The organism is [Leptolyngbya] sp. PCC 7376 (genome assembly GCF_000316605.1).
In the GTDB taxonomy this organism is placed as follows: Bacteria; Cyanobacteriota; Cyanobacteriia; order Cyanobacteriales; family MRBY01; genus MRBY01.
In genome coordinates this window covers 854,498-873,463 of record NC_019683.1, presented here as the reverse complement: position 1 = coordinate 873,463, position 18,966 = coordinate 854,498, and the positions used below count along the sequence as shown (strand labels likewise).

Genomic DNA, 18,966 nt, shown 5'->3' with positions numbered 1-18,966 from the left:
CAATATGGGTTCATTATTGTAGCGAATCGTTGGGTTTGCAATGGTTTGGGTTGAGCAACTGCAATTTAGGATTTGTTGATCGTCGTTATGGTAAAGGTACGGAATTTAGGCAGTAAACAGTTTTGGCTCAAGGGGAAATCTTGTAGTGGAAAAACAACTCGTTTGGTGGCGGAAATTCAACGGCATCATGACTTGAAATCCAAAATGCCCACTCAGAAATCTCCCACCTTTGCAAAGAGCAAAACTCAACAGTCAATGCTGGTATTTGCGGCGACGAATCGAACTCAGCGGGAGTTGGCTGACGCAATTCAGCGTTCATTACAAGGCGAAGGCAATGTGGTGAGTAAAACGCCTTTAGGTTTTATGGCAGATGAGGTGGAACTATTTTTTCCAATTATCTGTGGGGCGATCGCCCTGAAGCCTGCTTTTTCGCTGCGATTACGGCCAGAGCTAGAACAAAAATATGCGACGGAGCTGTGGGAGCCAACATTTGAAGAGTGGGAGCTTAATCTCAGTGGGCGATCGCTGGGACGTTTAGTGCGACGGTTATTGGATTTATTGCAATTGGCGGGGGCAGCAGGTGTTGCTCCGGAAGAGATTGGGGAGCGGCTGGAAGCTGGACAATTATCGGTGCTTAGTGGCTCGGTGGTTTATGGTCAGGATGATTTACTGGCAATGGTGACAGCTGAAGCGACAGATTTATTGTTGAAATGGCGGGATTGGTGTCTAGAGCGAAGCTTCTTAACCTACGGCATTATTTACGAGTTGTACTGGCGATATTTACTGCCAAACGCTACGTATCAAGGTCAATTGATTGAAAGATTTGATTCGATTTGGGCAGATGATGTCCATGATTATCCGGCGATCGCCAAAGATTTATGCGATGTTTTTCTGGATGCTGATTGTGCTGCGATGTTCACCACAAATCCTGATGGTCAAACTCGTCTGGGCTTAAATGCTGACCCAAATTATTTAGGGACATTGGCAACGCGTTGTGAAGAGATTTCGATAGCAAAAAAGGCTGGATTGGCGGAGAGTTTGGGAGAAATATTGCAAACTCAGTTAACGCAACCCGGTTTTAGTGAACCCTTACCTAAAGCTGTCCAATCGATCCAATCGCTATCCCGCACGAGCTTGTTGCAAAATGTCATCACAGAAATCCAACGGCTGATTAAAGACGAAAAAGTTCTACCGGAAGAGATTGCGATTATTGCTCCTGGTTTAGACGAAGTTGCTCGTTATACCTTGATGCAAAGTTTGGGTGTGGCATCGATTTTGGTAGAACCTCTCAGTGAACAACGCCCGCTCTATAGTTCTCCCTGGGGGCGATCGCCGGTGACATTACTTGCTTTGCTCTATCCTCACTGTGGTCGATTGATCCAAACCAGTGAAGTGGCAGAGTTGCTAATTATGCTTTCCCAAACGGCTGAAAATGAATACCTCATTGATCCAGTGCGAGCGGGATTACTTGTAGATTATTGCTATCAACCAGACCCCGAGCATCCCAAGCTTTTACCTGCAAATACCATGCCACGGGGCGATCGCCTTGGCTATCAAGTCACTACTGCCTACGAAGAAATCCGGCAATGGATTGAGGAGCAAAAAGCAGAACTCGACATGTCACCGCTCGGTATTTTAACAACCTTAGACCAAGCCATTCGTTATTTCTTTGTAGACCGTTTGAGCTTAAATTACGAACAATCTGCAACTTTGCGTGAGCTTACCGAAACTTGTCAGCATTTCTATAAGGGTGATCGCCGCTGCCATCCGACTGAGCCTGAAACATCTCGTCTTCCCGAGCTGATCAAGCTCTTGCAAGGTGATCTCATCTCAACCAATCCGCGTCCCCAATTTGCCTTTAATCGCAACACCAAACCCGCTATTACCCTCGCCACAATTTTCCAATATCGTTCCGCTAGATTGCGCCATTGTTATCAATTTTGGCTTGATGCAGGGTCAAGACTTTGGGAAAAAGGTGGTGCTGCAACTCTGTTTGGTTATGGTGTATTCCAGCGGGATTGGGATGGTGAACCTTGGTCAATCGCTGCAGAAACCACCCAAAATCAACAGCGACTCCAACGTATTGTGCAGGATCTAATCGGACGCTGTTCAGAACGAATTTATTTGTGTCACAGTGATCTCAGCGTCAATGGCAATGAGCAAATGGGGCCACTTTTACCACTCATTCAAAGTGCCCAAGATTGCACTTTAGAGCTAAAATCTCCCTAAACTTGTTGGAGAACTTCGGCTGGCTTTTGGCTATCTTCTTGGGACTCTACGAGTGGCGATCGCACCTTGAGTACTTGAACTGCACAAGCTTTTAGTTCCGGTTGGAGAGAAACAGGACAAGATTCCGGGTGAGTGAGATTATTCGCTTCAGTATCTTCACCCCATAGTTCACCCCAGTGCATCGGTGCAAAGACAGTGCCAGGGGTAATATTTTTGGTGATTAGGGCAGGGAATTTAGCCGAACCTCGCCGTGATCTCACCTCAATCATTTCTCCCTCAGCCACACCTAGACGTTGGGCATCCCGTGGGTGAATTTCGAGGAAAGGCTTTGGATGCATCTTCATGATTCTGGGAATGCGGCCAGTGCGAGTCATCGTATGCCAATGGCCATACAAACGACCAATCGTCAGCACAAATGGGAAATCTGTATCGGGCGGCTCGGCCAAACCACGGGAATGATAAGCCGCAAATCTAGCCCGACCATCAGGCGTATAAAAACGGCCATCGGTATAGAGTCGCTTACCTTGGAGAGGAGCATCTTGACCAAGGATTTTTTTCAGTAAACCGCGATTATCTTTTTCGACTTCCTTCTCATCCTTCTCTTCAAATTCCGACGCTGGACAAGGCCATTGGATGGGGCCATCCGTCGCTAATCGTTCATGGCTTAACCCCGTCATGTCGCAGGGGCGATCGCCGGTCAGCTGAATAAATTCATCGTAAACCTCTGCCGAAGACACCGCGCGGAATTGTTTCGTGTACCCTAAACGACGGCCTACCTCCGCAAAAATTTCCCAGTCAGCCCAAGCCTCACCGGGGCGATCGCGGAATTGCGGACAATAAGTGACAACCCGTTCGGAGTTTGTCATCGTGCCTGTTTTCTCGCCCCACTGCAATGCCGGTAAAAGCAAGTGAGAATAATTGGCCGTTTCCGTGGGGTAATAGGCATCCTGACAAATCGTAAATTCTGACTTTAACAAAGCCGCTTTGGTGCGCTCTAGATCCGGCATACTGACTGCGGGATTTGTGGCGACTACCCAAAGCATCCCTACATCACCCGTCTCTAAACCCGTAATCATTGACCAAGCATCTTTACCTGGTACAGGCGAAATCGAATTGCTCGGCAGATCCCAAGCCTGTTCGAGAGCTTGACGATGTTCTGGATTCTTTACGAGGCGATAACCCGGTAGCAAATGCGCTAAGCCACCAGCCTCACGACCACCCATTGCATTTGGTTGACCTGTTAACGAAAAAGGCCCAGCACCTGGCTTGCCAATCTCACCCGTCATCAGGTGCAGGTTAATTAGGGTGCGTACTTTTGCTGTACCTTCCGAAGACTGATTAATGCCCATCGACCAAATTGACAGCACACTATTTGCTTTAGCCCAATATTTAGCGGCTTGCTCTAAATGATCAATCCGAATGCCGCAGCGTCTAGCGACCGTTTCTGGTGTATAGCTTTGAACCAACGTGGCAAACTTTGAAAAATCTCTGGTGCATTCATCGATAAAGAATGTATCAATGCGCTCCCACTTGAGAAGGAGGTGAGCAATCCCATTGAGCAGATCGATGTCGGTGCCAGGCTTGATTGCGAGATGCAAATCTGCCGCTTCTGCTGTTTTCGTGCGACGGGGATCAACCACAACCATCTTCGCGTTTGAATGCTTAATGTGTTGGTTGAGGCGATTAAAAATAATAGGGTGACAATCTGCAGTATTGCTGCCAATGATGAAGGCGCAATCTGTCAGCTCTAGATCTTCGTAACAAGGCGGAGGTCCATCAGCGCCAAAACTCTGGATATAGCCCGCAACAGCGGAGGACATGCAGAGGCGGGAGTTTGCATCAAAATTATTGGTCCCGAGACAGCCTTTTAATAATTTCTGGGCAGTGTAATAGTCTTCTGTTTGCAGTTGGCCGGAACCATACATTGCAACACCTTCAACACCGATTTCTTCTTTCACGGTTTGAATGCGATCCGCAATGAGATCAAACGCTCGATCCCAGCTCACCCTTTCAAAGGGATCATCTAGCGATCGCCGATACATTGGATAAAGCAAACGATCTTTATCGAGGGAATCAGCAATAGTCGCACCCTTTACGCACACCTTTCCCAGACTAGAAGGATGTTGGCGATCACCCATGACTTTCAGAGGAGGACGACCCGGCTTATCTACCTTCGATACTTCTAAACCACAACCGACACCACAGTAGGGACAAAGGGTTTTTGCTTTTTGCTGATCCATTGCTTACAACTCAATTAAAAGATCAAGAGAAAAATAATTGCACTAGTAGCTAGCCCATTACTTAATCGCTAAAACTAAATGATTCTACTATTTGATCTTACTTAAACTTTTCTGGAAAAATGAGACTGAAATATTAACTTGATCTAATTATCTTATCTAAAAAGACACTTATTTTAAAATTATACAGAGGTTATCAAGTATCAGGGATGACCTTTCTTTATTCAACTGATTAGGTCTCATCAAGATACAGAGAATGGAGATTTCTGCTCGTCTATTTCCTAGATAAATACTTTCTTTTGATGCCAAAAAATACCTACAAAACTCAATCAGAATGGATTGGAATTTTGTAGGTATTGCCTAAAAGTCTCAAACAAATCTAGTAAGTTGCCTCTTCAGCAGAAGATTCGAAGACTTCTTCACCTTCATGGAACTCCGCAAAGGAACCCTTAGGCTCTTTCATGAAGAAGATACAGAGGAAGGCAACAATCAAGCCACCAATACCGAGGACTTGGAAGAACCCAGCATTGACTGCAGACATCACAGGCTCACCACCATTTGCAGCACCAGAGTTTTCAGTCAAGAGAAGACGAGTTGTGAGGTAAGCAACCGCACCGACGTTACCGTAAGCACCAACGTTACCAGCGATTTGACCAGTAATCCGACGCTTAACAAGGGGAACCATCGCGAAAGTTGCACCCTCAGAAGATTGTACGAAGAAGGAACAAGCCATTGTGAGTAGTACTGCCAAAGGAATTGGCCAAGCACCATTCACGGTACTCATCAAGAGGTAACCAATACCCATACCGCCTGTGAGGACAACCATTGTCCATTTACGACTGCCCAACTTGTCGGAGATGATACCGCCACCGGGACGAGAGGCAAGGTTCATGAACGCGTAACTCGACGCGATAATACCGGCTGCTGCTTTGTCAACGCTGTCGAAGGTGCCTTCAAAAAATGCGGGAAGCATCGTTACAACTGCCAACTCAGAACCGAAGTTCACGATGTAAGTCAGCTCAAGCATTGCCACTTGCATAAACTCATAACGGTCTTCTGGCGCATAGCGCTTCTTACCTGTCATCAGGTCTTTATTCACTTCCCAGCAGTTCCAAGACTGGAATAGATAGAGACCAACAATGGCTAGGATTGCAATGGTTATGCCAGTGTTATCGAGGAAACCAACTTTCTGTAGACGCCAAGCTAACACCATCAAAATTAGGTTGAGGGGAAGGTTCATCGCCATGAGGAACCAGAAATCACGCTTGGTTGTTACTTCGATACCGCGAGCCTTTTCAGGACGCTTGTATTCTTTTCCGGGAGGAGTATCCGTGACGCTGACAAGGTACAAAGCACCGTAGAGGGCTGCAATGATACCTGTGCCGGCGATCGCCACACGCCAATTTAAGATTGCCGTTTCAAATGCGGGGAAGAAAAGAACTTTAAAAGTTTGAGCTTCACCGAAGTTGAATGCACCGGGTAGGAAAGATAGAGCTACAGCAAAGATGACCATGGTAAATGCGGAGAATGCAGAACCAAAGTTACCCCAACCACCATAAATACCTTCAGCAGTACCAACATCCTTAGGAGGGAACCATTCCGCAACCATCCGAATACCGATTACGAAACCTGCACCGACGATACCCATGAGCAAACGGCCAATAACAAGCTGGTTGAAGCTTTGTGCCGTCGCGAAGATAATACAAGGGATCGCTGCGTACATGAGCAGGATTGAGTAGGTTAACCTCGGACCGTACTTGTCCAGCAACATACCGATGATGACCCGCGCGGGGACAGTCAATGCAACGTTACAAAGACCGATGGTGCCGAGCTGAGGCTTTGTTAAGCCAAATTCTTGACCAATTGTGGTGGCAAAGGGAGGGAAATTAAACCAGACCACAAATGACAAGAAGAACGCGAACCATGTCATATGGAGGATTTTGTATCTCCCCTTAAATGACCACATTTCTCCGAGCATTTTTTACCTTCCAAAAAAAGTGATTTCTGATGTCTTAAGACCTAACCGCACAAACTAAAACTTTTTGTATCTAATATGTCTTAATCCTTCATGTTTTTAAGAGATTAAAGATAATTAGAGTCTGTGTGGTTATGTAAGCAAAGGATCAATGAAGTTACTAGTTAGATTAGTGGCTTAAAACTGAATTAGTCTTTCGCAACGCTGTCTCAGTAAATTTATTGAATTACTTCCATAAGTTGGCAACAGAATCACACTCTTTTCTTGTAAAAATCGTAGTTTTTGTTACTTTCTGCTCGTCGGCTATGCGGTTTCAGAATAAAGTGATGCTTGGTTGCGCATAGATTGCAAGATCAGCATCCGTATTAACCATGAATCTGCGGCGATCGCCTTATTTCTCTGCCCAGATTAGAGACGGTTAATTAATAAGGGGATTGATGCTATTGGCAATGTGATTTGTTTGGCGTTGGAAAGATAAATAAGGGAAGTTAAGAGTTTGCTGTCGGTGCTTCTGTTTCTCCGTAGGCAAACCCATTGGCGTCAGCATAGCGATTCATAAAGCGGATAAAACGCTCCCAATGGTTCTCTTGGTCAATTTCAAAACGACAAATGACGCCCCGGAGGTCATCACCTTCATCACCACCAAAAATAATGCGACAACTGGATGGAGTGACGGCGATATCACCTTCTTCGTCAATGAGGCTCACAACACCTTTAAAGCCGCTGGTAAAGCTTTGGAAGCGTTCTAGTGCGTTGAGTTGCTCAAAGATCATTTCGACGGACTTGAGGCCGGTGCGAGGATCACGCCGGAGACTAACGTTGCTTAAATCTTCAGTAATGCCGTTAAAAAATTCGATGCGAGGCGTTATATCTTTTTCTGCTTCTGGGGCGATCGCCGAGTTCTCTGCTGAGTCAGGTTGTGGCGCTTCGCTGGCAGAGCTTTGATTTTTATCGCGATTGAAAAAAGGAAAATTCTTAAACATTGGCGATCGCAGGGAGTAGGGGCAGAGATTAACTTACGCAACCCCTATCCTAACAATCTAGGTAAGTAAACCTATTTAGCCTTGCTAGCACCATTCTGGATTTTGAGGATAACGAATCCCCACGCTAGACCGAACATCACAGTAGTCATGGCAATAATGAAGCCATTAAACATCATGCTTTCTGCACTCATTGGTGGAACTCCTTAGGGCGATAGAAATTTATTAAAAACAGTTTCTCACAAGACGTATTCTAAAACAGTGCAGGGCATTTGTGCCTAACTGGACGCTCTTGGATAAACCATTGGCGCGATCGCCGATAGACATGCGATTATATGATGTCGAATTTCTTGCTGAGGGAACTATGCTCAAAAATGACATTTGGATTTTAGACCAAGCTAAACATGGCATGATTACACCCTTTGAGCCGACTCTCATTCGCCAAATTCAGCTCGATGAGAACAGCACGGTTCCAGCCCTTAGTTATGGTTTGTCCAGTTATGGCTATGATATTCGCCTCAGTCCCGAAGAATTTCTCATCTTCCGCCACATTCCCGGCACTGTCGTTAATCCCAAAGCCTTTAGCCCCAAAAATTTGGAGGCCGTTGCCCTTCAGCGAGATGAATATGGTGACTATTTCATTATCCCTGCCAATTCCTATGGCCTTGGTGTGTCTCTCGAAAAAATTCAGATGCCTCCCAACGTCACTGCAATTTGTTTAGGAAAATCGACTTATGCTCGTGTTGGTCTGATTGCCAATACCACTCCTCTGGAAGCATCCTGGCGAGGGGCAATCACCTTGGAATTTAGTAATGCATCAAGTACTGATTGCCGGATTTACGCTAATGAAGGGGTTGTACAGCTTCTGTTTTTCGAGGGAGAGCCGTGTAATACAACCTATAGCGATCGCGGCGGCAAATACCAAAACCAAGAAGGTAAGGTCACGCTTCCTAGGGTTTAAGTCTAAAATTCTGGGACGCTTTGTGCGTATTGAATCAAAAACCAAAATTAACGAATGTCTTTTCTTTCTCCTCAAATAAATGCTGGGTTGATTATCCTAAGTCTGTCAGTGTTAACCCTTGGCTATAATGAACCCGCAACATCAACCGATATACAAGACTTGTCTCAAGGTGCGGCGACAGAAGAACTTGTAATGGCGGTGATCGCCACAGAAGAATTCCCTGCCGAGATGGATTCCACTTCTTCAGAGTCACCACCATCACAAACTTCCTCCTCTGAGCCAAAAGAGCAGCCCACAGAACTAGAGATAGAAGCTGCAATTGAGCAGCCTGCTGAAACTACTCCGATTACCATGGAGATTGATGAAGTTGGCATGATGCGTGATGAAGCCCTCAAAACCGCGATTAGCGACAACAATCTCACTCCTCTCACCGATTACTGTTACGAAGGGTTCTGTACTGAAATTTTTTATACGTTTGTTTCCCTTGAGCGAACAGTGCGAGAAGAGCGTCTTTACGATTTAGAAGTGGTTAAAAAAGTATTTCCTGAAGATGATCCGGCCGCTCTTCGCTGGGAAACAAACTTAAACCCAACTAAAGTGCTCTGCTCAACGGAAAGACCTCTCGTAATTGAGAAATCTGGTGAATATTTCTTACATCACATCAGTGGCGGTTCACCGCAAATCTCTGCTGCCACTGGTTTAGAAGAATCTGATGCTCTGTACTGGGATATTTGTCATGATCTGCAAAATCCAGATTCTGCCGAAATTCGTGCCCAAGCAGAACAGCTAGGATATGACTTAGAGCGTGAACCTTCTGGCAATCGTTCAAGTTTTATTGAACTTTTTGAAGAATAAATCTCGTACTAAAAAAGTTTGCGGATTTTCTCCAAATATTATGGTTGTTCACTCTTCTCTCATATCGATGCTAATTTTGGGAGTGCATGAGTCGCAATCACAATAAGCGTCTCAAGATCTTCGTTATTGCAAAAATCCCTTTTATTAATCCTCTCTACTTTTAATTCAGTCACCCTTTTTGTATTTGCTCTATGGATAAGTTTCGCGTTGAAGTCCTCCGGTCTACCCCGAACCCTCAACAAACGATTTGGAGCGCGATGCACCAAGACTATTGTGAAGAATTCGTTTGGGAACAACGGAATACTTTTCCTGATGAAAAAAAGGCTGGAGAGCTAGTAATTAAGCATCTTTTAGCTGGTGGAAGAGGCCATTATGGCCCAATTGAACATCCTCAAATTGTATTTAACGTGGGTTATTTTCCCCATTCTCTGATGCAGCAAATCCGCACCCATCGGGTCGGAGTGAGTTTTGATGTGCAGTGTTTAGCTGGGGAAACGGCGATCGCCCTGAAACATACAGAGAAAGGATTGCCTACGAGCCGCAGTATCAAAGCCTTATATGAGCTGGGCGCTGCAGACCCAGATATTTTTAAAACCCTTGAGATTATTGTTTTTGACGAAACACAGCAAGCTTTTACCACCGGCAAAATCCAGAGCGTTATTTGCAGTGGCGCCCAGCCGGTTTACCGTTTAACTCTGAGTAATGGCAGTTATCTTGATTGCACCACAGAACACCGAATTCTCACCACTGAAGGCTGGCACACAATGGCTGCAGCAGTGGGATTAGAAGGCTCTAGTCAAGCTAATAATGCCCAAGTCAAGATGACAAAATCTTGCCAGGTTATCATTTGTGATAAAACCCAGACAGCTTCGATCGCAACTGTTGAAGATGTGCAGTATTTGACCCAAGTGCTTACCTATGACATCGAAATGCAGGGACCTTGGCATAATTTTGTGGCGAATGGCACTGTTGTCCATAATTCCTTCCGGTACACTGGGCAACGCATTATTGATGCCGCTGAAGGGAAACGAGATGTCGAAGATGTCTTTTACTTGAGGCCTGTCGGTAACTACGATAATCGTCAAGGGAAAAAATATCTCTATTCTGAGAAGCAGCGTAATGAGGATAAAAAATGGTGTCTGGATGCCTGTGAGAGATATCGTCAGCGTATTGATGAAGGCCTAGCAGAAGAGCATGCTCGCAGCTTAATTCCTTTTGATGCACGGCAACATTTTGTGATGAGCTGTAATGTTCGCTCACTGATGCATCTACTTGATCTACGGTGGAAGAGAGACGCACAACTCGAAGCTCAAAAACTCTGTGAGCTGCTATATCAACATTTTGAGGCTTGGTGTCCAGAAATTTCAGCGTGGTACACAAAAAATAGAGCGAAGAAAGCGCGCCTTTCACCTTAAAAAAAACTAAAGATTCAAGCGGCTACCTGAGAGAGATTACACAAAAGTTAATATTCCTTCTCGTTTTGTGATTCTTTGCTTAATAGTCTGTGATGACCTAAAACCGTGGAAAATAGCTGATTTTAGTCGAATTTCATGGGTTTGTCTGGTCTTTTGCCAAAGTTTTTTGCGGGCAAGGCGTAACTTCCCCAATATTTACTTCTAAGATGGAGTGAGTAGCTTGGGTTTGGTGGTAATGCCTCGAATTTTAATTATTGATGATGATCCGGCGATCGCAGAATTAGTTGCGATTAATCTGGAGTTGGCAGGATATGACGTAAACCGTGCCGAGGATGGTCTGAAAGGGCAAGCTTTGGCTGTTCAATTGCAACCAGATTTGGTGATGTTGGATTTAATGTTGCCAAAAGTAGATGGTTTCACTGTCTGCCAACGTATTCGTCGTGATGAGCGAATTTCTGATATCCCAGTTTTGATGTTGACAGCATTGGGCCAGACTCAAGACAAAGTTGATGGCTTTAACGCAGGCGCAGATGACTATCTGACAAAGCCTTTCGAAGTAGAGGAAATGTTGGTGAGAGTGCGTGCTCTACTTCGTCGGAGTGATCGCATTCCCCAAGCTGCAAAACATTCAGAAATTTTAAATTATGGCCCTTTGACTCTTATCCCGGAACGGTTTGAGGTGATCTGGTTTGATGACACAGTCAAACTTACGCATTTAGAATTTGAGCTGCTGCACTGTTTATTGCAGCGTCACGGTCAGACAATTTCTCCCAGCGAAATTCTGAAAGAAGTGTGGGGCTACGATCCTTCGGATGATATTGAGACGATCCGTGTACATATTCGCCATCTCCGTACGAAGCTAGAACCCGACCCACGTCACCCGAAATTTATTAAAACGGTTTATGGTGCAGGTTACTGTTTAGAGCTACCATCTCGAGTCACTGTCTAGATTTAGTATCTATAGCAAGCAAGGAGTGGGTTAAGACACAGAGCGAAAAGCGACTCTGATGGCATCGAACAAATCCTCAGTCTCCTTGACGAGCTTACTTACCTCCTTCTTCTTCAATCTCCCCCAAAACTTCTCTATCTTGTTCAGGTGTGGTGAGTAGGGTGGCAAAAACATCACTTCACATCCTGCCTTCGCCACCAACGTTTGTATTCTTTCCTTTGGATGAACACTGGCATTATCCAGAATAATAATTTGACCCGGAATCAACTCTGGCACTAAGCAATCCTCTACCCATTGGCAAACTAAGGCGCTGTTGGCATAGCCCTCAAATACCATCGGTGCTATCTGCTCTCCCTCTCGCCATCCTCCAATCACGCTAACTCGTTCTGTACGATGACCTAACTTCTCTGCGATAAACCTCTCTGACTTATGGCAGTAGCCATACCCATAATCTAAGGTATTATCAAATCCACTTTCATCGATATATACGAGTCGTTCTTGGCCATACTGCTTCAGTTGTGCCACAAATGCTTTTTCTAATTCTTTATCTCTCTCTTGATATCGATAGGTCTTTTTTTTCGAGTAAATTCAATTTTCCGTAGAGCTTCACGTCTGGATGCATCACTAATAGACTCTGGCCATTTCTCCGCCATTTCCTTCTGGGTTAGATGCCCATATTCCTCTGCAAAAGCACGAAAAGCATCTAGATCATTAATCTTCGGTTGAGGGCCTCGACGGTAATCTGTCTTCGGAGCGACTGAACCGATTTTCTCTCGTCGTTTCAGCCACAGGTCTAGCGTATTTCGGCTAATACCAAAGAAGCGACAGATATCACTTTTTCGTTCACCTTTATCGAAGGCGGCAACAGCTTTTAGGCGTAAATCAAGACTATGGGGAGCAGGCATGGCATCTATGTTTATTGCTTCTATCCTATTCTGTCTTAACCCACTCCTTGCCTGCTATAGTTTGTACTTAGCTGCTAGCTAAGGTTCGGCGAATTTAGCCGATAAATATTTACCAGCAAATCAAATTCATCATTCTTAGAGCTGTGATATTGTCTTTGACTTTTAAAGTCGACGGAGATATCGCAGCCCTTTTTGTTGTTTGTGGCGATCGCCTGCCAAATGACCCCAGAGCATTTGCTTCACTAATAAACCTTGGATTTGCAGTAGTGAATGGCGAAGTAGCTTATCGAAAAGCCATTTTAAGATGCCAATGGCTAGCAATAGCGGTAAGAGCAATAGTGGCTGACTTAAGACTGTACCTGCATTAAGGAGTGCAAGAATGACAATCAAGGTGATCGCCGCCGACCAAGCTGCTGCATTAATCCATCGACCACGCGGACGACGTAGACCGAGTTTTCCGAGGAGCTGATCCATCATCCAAAGATGTACTTCTCTGAGCTGTTGATACAGAACTGGATGAGGCAAAATATCTGCGCAGATCTGATTTACGATTTCACCATCACGAGTGACTAATGTTTGTAATACGCCCTGTGATTCATAAGTCAAGGTAAAAGACCAAGCACGCTGCAAAACTCCAGAATTCTCTTGAAAAAGCGCATATTGTTGCCACGCTAGAACAAAGTTTCGCGAAAATTTTAACCGTCTTCCAACCGCTTTAATCTCTAATAACCTTGGTAAGGAATGTTGTGTCAAGTCAAACGCCACACCATAGACTAAATGATCGCCTTGCTCGCTCTCCTCGGACTCCAAAGAGATGTAGTTTTGGGCGAGAAAGTCAGACTGTTTAACTGGCATTAGCGGTGGCAAAGACTAGGAAAAATAGTGTGGCGATAGAAAAATAAAAATATTAAAGATGAGTTAGAGCAATGAAATGGCTACTTGTTTTTCTTTCGTGCTCGCCGTTTTTGACTACCGAGATTGCCCCGATTAATCGTGGACTGGATAATTTCAATAATAAAACCCATTAGTCCCCGCCATTGTTTTTCGCTGGTTTCAAGGCTAGCACGGTGAATTTCTAAAATGCTTTCTTTATAGGGATGACGGAATAATTCTTCGGCGTAGCGATTAACGATGTCACCATCGAGCTGGATAACAGTTTGGGCATAGATGACATCATTTAAAACAGTTTCAGTGCTTGTGGGATTGATGTCATCTTCAGCTTGGGAGGATGGGGTATTCGTTAGGGAAATAGCTTGGCGAATAAGACGACGATTACGATTGTCGAGAGCGGCTTTTAGTTCACTGATTTTGCGGAGGTGACAGAGAAAACTACCACTATTGAGCAGTTGGCGAACGCGTGTAACTTCTGCTGCATCGGTGGGATTAATCGGGTCGGGTAATCTCGTCGGCAAATCCATTGAGTCAATGGTCGGATCCGTCAGAATCGGCGACATTTCGCGGATATTTTCCAACACACTGGGGTCATAAAAAGCAGAACTTGGATCGGTCAGTAACAGGGAATATTGCAGTTCGAGTTGCGATCGCAGATCAAGATATGGCTTGTGAAGCGTTGGGTGATAACCTTGCTGTTCTAGATAAACGCGAGAAATGGGATAAATATCACGATAAACTTCCCAGGGAATAAATTTGTTGCCATTAATCTGTTCAACCACCATGGTGTTGACTTCGAGAGCCGAGACGTCAGCCAATACACTGCCGAGCGATCGCACAAACTCGTGGAGTTGTTGGGGTAACTGACGCGGGCTGGACTCAATGGAGCCTGAAGGCTTATTGGTTTGGGTTTGTAATCTTTCGAAGGCGGTAGTCATGGCAGGTATTTAGACAGGGAGTGACGCGGATATTTTAGGAGTTTTGATTATCTAAGAACGGGTTTAGGTCAGTGCCATCATCCTTATCATCTCCAAATAAGCTAAAGTCGCTGTCATCATCGCTGAGTTCTAGGGCATCAATGTTAAAGTTTCCGAGATTATCGAGATCATTATCGCTAAGATTTTCTAGATTATCGAGTCCTCCGATTTCCCAGTCTTTATCCTCTGATGTTGTTGTGTTATCTAGGGATTCTTCCGCTGCAGAGAGGGCTTCAACATCAAAGTTTTCGAGTCCACTAAGGTCGTTGTCGTTCAGATTTTCTAGGCCATCTAGCCCGGCGATCGCCCAATCATCAGATTTTTCTGTTGCTGTTTCAGATACTGCACCCGTCGCTAAACTTTCCCAGCCTGTTTCTTGAGTGCTGAGTCCGGCTGGAGAAGCCTGGTCATCAAGGTCTAGCTGTTGCCAATCTTCGGTTTCTACATCCATCCCTGCGAGAGGAGCTCCGTCGTCGGATGTCGAAATATCAGCATTTAGACCACCGAGATCAAATTCCAGGTCGATTGGCGTGTCTTCTAAATCATTGAGGTCGGTATTTGGTGCTTCTGCTAAGGTCCCATCTAACCCAATATCTAAATTTAGTTCTGCCCAATCGAGATCTGTGGATGGAGTTTCGAGAGAATCGTCTGTGGTTGTGGCGCTATCTTCCTGAAGACTAGAAAGAGCATCTGTTGTCTCTAAATCTAAGCCTAAATCTCCCCAATCACCTGAGTCTGTGAGTTCATTTTCAAGCCCACCCATATCAGCCATAGCCAAAGGATCGAGATTTAATTCCTCTTCGAGATTATCTGAGGGAGATACTATCGGAGCTTCACCTAAAATATCGTCATCATTTTGGCCACCAAAGTCGTCGAGTAAATTCCCTGAGTCTAAATTCGCTGTGGATTGATCCAGCTCTGCTAATGACTGGAGAACTTCTGAGTCTAATAGATCTGCCTCTGCTGTGATGGCGTCACTATCATCGGGCATGGATTCTAGAGCATCAATGTCGAGTAAACCCTCAAGTTCTAAGTCATCTGGGGAGGCGATCGCCTGCATCGGTTCATCACCTAGCCCTAAATCCTGTGCTGTATCTTCTAGGGAGAGTTCATCTAAATCTGCTGTACTCATCTCTAGGGAAAGGTCATCGCTGAGGTCTAGATTCTCTAAATCTAAATCCGTATCTAATAAGCTGGCGGCTTCTTCATCGTCTACGGCGAAGGGATCTTCAATTGTGCCTAAGTCGATATTTTCTAAGTCTGCTGTACCTAAATCATCTTCGCCCACATTAAGAGCTGCAAAGGGATCAGTCTCGATATCCATGGCGATCGCCGCATCGGATGGATCCATCTCAAGATCAACGCTACCAATTGAATCATCTCCCAAGCCAAACGGACTTGGACTTGCCAATTCACCTAGGCTACCAACGGATAGATCGAGGCTATCTTCTCCTAAACCTAGCTCTACATCATTCTCTAAATCATCCAAGTCTAGAGATGCTAAGTCTGATGATGTCAATGGATCAAAGTCTGAGTCTATGCCACTATCATCACTGACTTCACCAAAGGGGTCGGAGATAGTTTCAGCTGTAAAGTCTAGGTTTGTGATTGCTTCGTCGCTCAGCTCAGACAATGTTGAGGCATCCATGTCGGCGATCGCGGCCTCTTCTTCTTGGCTGTCACTAAGCGTTGCAAACTCTGTAATTTCATCAAGTGCTGCGGATTGAGCTTCCAGCTCAGCTAAAGAAGTATCTGTCTCTAAATCCAAATCCGCTATTTCTGATGGCCGATTAATACCAATATCTGCGGACATGTCCTCAAGATTAATATCATTGCCAGCATCTTTAGTTTCTCGCTCTAGATCCGTATCTATTTCGGGAATGTCTAAAGCTTCAGGACTTGCTGAAATCTCTTCCGAACCCAAATCCGCTATGGCTTCTGACGGTAAATTTGTCTCAAGATCTGCTGCGACATCTTCCAAATCAATGGCATCGATAGGATTCTCAATATCTAGCTCAGCTTCTATTTCTGGGATTTCTATGTCACTGAGAGCTGGGGAAACTGACTCTAAACTCTCTGCTGCTTCAGACACGAGTTCATCAGAAATATCTTCTTGAGTATCAGTTGCAAAGGGATCGATAATCTCAGATCCAGCCTCTGGCTCATCCATCTCTGGTACATCATCGAGACTTTCTGGCTCTATTGCAATCTCCTCAGTTTCTGTCGGAGGAGCTGCTACTTCGACAGTCTCTTCTTCTTCTTCTGCTTCTACTAGGGGAGTTTCTGGGGCGATCGCCTCGTCTTCTATTTCTTGTATTGGTAGAGGATCAAGAGCACTTTCACCTAAATCCAGATCGCCTAAATACACATCAATGGGTGAGAGTTCACTCGTTGCTGTTCCTGAATCAGTATTGGGAGTAACCTCCGCAATACTGCCCACTGCTTCCCAATTATCAAGACCTGAGGAATGTGCAACTTCTTCTCTTGCGTCACTATTGGGAGTAGCTCCCGAAGGTACTACTGATTGCTCGTCCTCATTGAGGATTAAGTCAAAGCTTTCTAAATTCTGAGTATGACTACTATCTATATTTAAAGGCTCCCAATCGTCGTCGATTGCAGAAGACAGTAAATCGATATCTTCATCAATATCTTCAAGTGCTTCTAATTCTTCCTCTGATAGAGGCTTCACCAAGACTGGCCCATCTTCTGGCATGTCGTCTAAAGAACTAATCTCAGCAACATCAGGGTGGAATTGCCAATCTTCACCGATGAAATTTAAGAGTTCCTCATCGTCAATTGGCTTCGCTGCAACTTGTGCGGCCTCTGCTTCTTGGACTGATGCGGTCTCTAGTTCTTTTTCTGGTTCAGTGTCAGTTGGTGCTTCAAGAGTTTCTTCTAAAAGTTTCTCTGTAACCTCTGGAGTAACGGCTGTTGCTGCTTCTAATAACTCATCAACTGGTGGTGCTTGGGGTTCTAAGGCGATCGCCTCATGAGACATTGTGTTGTCTTGGGGGATAGTTGCCGAAGAGCCTTCACTTTCCTCCTCTTCCGCGTCGGATTCTAAGGCAATGGCTGCCTCTTCTGGGATGTTGATATCACTTAAATCTACTGCCTCCGAGGTAGCTTCAATGTTTAGTTTCTCAGTGGACTCTACATCCGAAATATCATTTAACTCGCCTTCTTCCTCTATAGGCATATCCATTACTGGATCTGTATCGGGCAATAGATCATCTAAATCTTCAGCATCAGTATCTGGTGACTCGGAGAGTATGGATTTTGGCCCAAGAGAAATAGCTGTGATTTCACCATCTGGCTCTTCGGGCTCGTGGAGTAGATCGCCGAGGACTTCTTCTGGTAGATCCTCTTCAGAGATAGCCGCAAATTCATCAAACTCGACACTTGCTTCTTCCGACTCTGTAATCGCTTCGTTTTCGGCGATCGCCGCATCATCATTGTCATCAGCCAAAAGCTCATCAGGCTCAAGACTCTTTTCTTCTTCTAGTGCTACCGGGTCAACATCATTTTCTAACAGATCGTCTAAACCATCATCAAGTAAATCATCGAGTTCGTCAGTTGCCCCTTCATCATCCCGCTCAAAATCAGATAACGTCGGAATATAGGTTTCACTACTAGCGGCTTGGGAGAGACGCTGAGCAGGGCTCATTTCCTGTGGGGTTTCCCAGTCATCGATTTCGACATCGGAAAAGGGTGCAGGTGCGTCGTCTAAATCTAATGCGGCAAAACTATCGAGGAAATCTAAGGTTTCTCCATCGTCAGCATCTGCTTTTTTTGCACTAGAATCAATTGCTTGTTTCACTGCGGCAGCTGTTCCTGCAACACCCGTGGTGATCGCCGCATTTCTAAGCAGATTATTTTCTTCACTCTCTGGAGCTTCGCTAGCTTGTTCTGGAGTCGTAGGGCTCGTCGCTACTACTGACTCATGAGTCGTACTGGGTACTTGTTCTAGAGTCGTCGGTGCTACTTCCAGTTCTGATTTTGATTCTGGTGTCGCTACGGGAGGAGTTTCAGTTCTTACTGTGGTTGTCGTAGATTTCTCTTGAATTGTTTCGAGGATAGAAACTTGTTCTTGCAGCGTTGTGATTACCTTTTCGGGTGGCAATTGATATCGTGGCGCTTCAAGGAAAGTCAGATCTAGAGGCTGCTCAGCATTTGTGAGGCGGTTATATTGCTGAAGGGTAACGAGGAGTCGAAAGAGTTCCTGTAGACTTTGGAAATTTTCTTGGATTTTACGATTACCGAGGGCCACCTGCTGCTGGTGAAACTCCTGTAACTCGATATATTTGCCATTGCCAACAAATTCTTCGCCAACCAAATTTTCGATAGTGCCATTGAGGATATCGAGGCGTGTTTCTAAACATTGGGCAGGGTCGTAATCTTCGACAACGCTGCCATCAGCTTTCACAACTTTGGTTGTAATGTTTAGCTCGGTTGCTTTCCCCATCGCCATTACAAAAGCTTCGGGGAGATCTCCTGAACGCAAGGCTTTTTTAAATTCGTTGCTAGCAGGCATGTACTGTAATTCTCCTCTTGTTCACCTGAAAATCCTCAGTTGGAGTCAGTTTCAGGGGGAC

At 45.1% G+C, this 18,966-nt stretch carries 12 protein-coding genes and 1 pseudogene; 5 read left to right on the top strand and 8 right to left on the bottom strand.

The window, feature by feature from the left end; genetic code table 11:
* The first annotated feature begins 87 nt into the window (after positions 1–87).
* On the top strand, positions 88–2,229 hold the full coding sequence (locus tag LEPTO7376_RS03955) for a hypothetical protein (RefSeq protein ID WP_015132958.1): 2,142 nt from the start codon (positions 88–90) through the stop codon (positions 2,227–2,229).
* Here the strand turns inward: LEPTO7376_RS03955 and LEPTO7376_RS03950 are convergent.
* From LEPTO7376_RS03950 to LEPTO7376_RS03935, 4 genes are all read right to left on the bottom strand, one after another.
* The gene (locus LEPTO7376_RS03950) at positions 2,226–4,469 is read right to left on the bottom strand and encodes a molybdopterin oxidoreductase family protein (RefSeq protein WP_015132957.1); all 2,244 of its coding nucleotides are present in this window, start codon (positions 4,467–4,469) and stop codon (positions 2,226–2,228) included. The two genes, LEPTO7376_RS03955 and LEPTO7376_RS03950, sit on opposite strands and share 4 nt — an antisense overlap.
* Positions 4,470–4,845: 376 nt before the next feature.
* A complete protein-coding gene (locus LEPTO7376_RS03945) occupies positions 4,846–6,444 on the bottom strand; it encodes an MFS transporter (RefSeq protein WP_015132956.1) in 1,599 nt (532 codons plus the stop codon).
* 485 nt (positions 6,445–6,929) lie between these two features.
* Positions 6,930–7,424, bottom strand: a complete 495-nt coding sequence (gene psb28, locus LEPTO7376_RS03940; RefSeq protein WP_015132955.1) for a photosystem II reaction center protein Psb28 — start codon at positions 7,422–7,424, stop codon at positions 6,930–6,932.
* Positions 7,425–7,495: 71 nt separating this feature from the next.
* Positions 7,496–7,615 carry a PetM family cytochrome b6-f complex subunit 7 gene (locus tag LEPTO7376_RS03935; protein WP_015132954.1) on the bottom strand — a complete coding sequence of 40 codons (120 nt, stop codon included), beginning with the start codon at positions 7,613–7,615 and terminating at the stop codon, positions 7,496–7,498.
* A gap of 170 nt (positions 7,616–7,785) precedes the next feature.
* Here LEPTO7376_RS03935 and dcd point away from each other — a divergent pair, with 170 nt between their 5' ends.
* From dcd to LEPTO7376_RS03915, 4 genes are all read left to right on the top strand, one after another.
* Positions 7,786–8,382, top strand: coding sequence for a dCTP deaminase (dcd, locus tag LEPTO7376_RS03930; protein WP_015132953.1), 597 nt, complete (start codon positions 7,786–7,788; stop codon positions 8,380–8,382).
* Between the two features lie 54 nt (positions 8,383–8,436).
* Positions 8,437–9,237, top strand: coding sequence for a hypothetical protein (locus tag LEPTO7376_RS03925; protein ID WP_015132952.1), 801 nt, complete (start codon positions 8,437–8,439; stop codon positions 9,235–9,237).
* A 191-nt stretch (positions 9,238–9,428) separates the two neighbouring features.
* On the top strand, positions 9,429–10,652 hold the full coding sequence (gene thyX / locus LEPTO7376_RS03920) for an FAD-dependent thymidylate synthase (RefSeq protein WP_015132951.1): 1,224 nt from the start codon (positions 9,429–9,431) through the stop codon (positions 10,650–10,652).
* Between the two features lie 235 nt (positions 10,653–10,887).
* Entirely contained in the window at positions 10,888–11,601 is a 714-nt protein-coding gene (locus tag LEPTO7376_RS03915) for a response regulator transcription factor (RefSeq protein WP_015132950.1), read from the top strand.
* A 30-nt stretch (positions 11,602–11,631) separates the two neighbouring features.
* Here LEPTO7376_RS03915 and LEPTO7376_RS28890 read toward each other — a convergent pair.
* The 4 genes and pseudogenes from LEPTO7376_RS28890 to LEPTO7376_RS03890 all read right to left on the bottom strand — a co-directional run bounded on the left by LEPTO7376_RS28890 (position 11,632) and on the right by LEPTO7376_RS03890 (position 18,905).
* A pseudogene (locus LEPTO7376_RS28890) lies at positions 11,632–12,506 on the bottom strand (IS630 family transposase).
* A gap of 162 nt (positions 12,507–12,668) precedes the next feature.
* On the bottom strand, positions 12,669–13,361 hold the full coding sequence (locus tag LEPTO7376_RS03900) for a hypothetical protein (protein WP_015132948.1): 693 nt from the start codon (positions 13,359–13,361) through the stop codon (positions 12,669–12,671).
* Positions 13,362–13,441: 80 nt separating this feature from the next.
* The gene (locus LEPTO7376_RS03895) at positions 13,442–14,335 is read right to left on the bottom strand and encodes a hypothetical protein (RefSeq protein WP_015132947.1); all 894 of its coding nucleotides are present in this window, start codon (positions 14,333–14,335) and stop codon (positions 13,442–13,444) included.
* A 34-nt stretch (positions 14,336–14,369) separates the two neighbouring features.
* Positions 14,370–18,905 (bottom strand): hypothetical protein, encoded by a 4,536-nt coding sequence (locus tag LEPTO7376_RS03890; protein WP_015132946.1) that lies wholly within the window; start codon positions 18,903–18,905, stop codon positions 14,370–14,372.
* Positions 18,906–18,966: the final 61 nt, after the last annotated feature.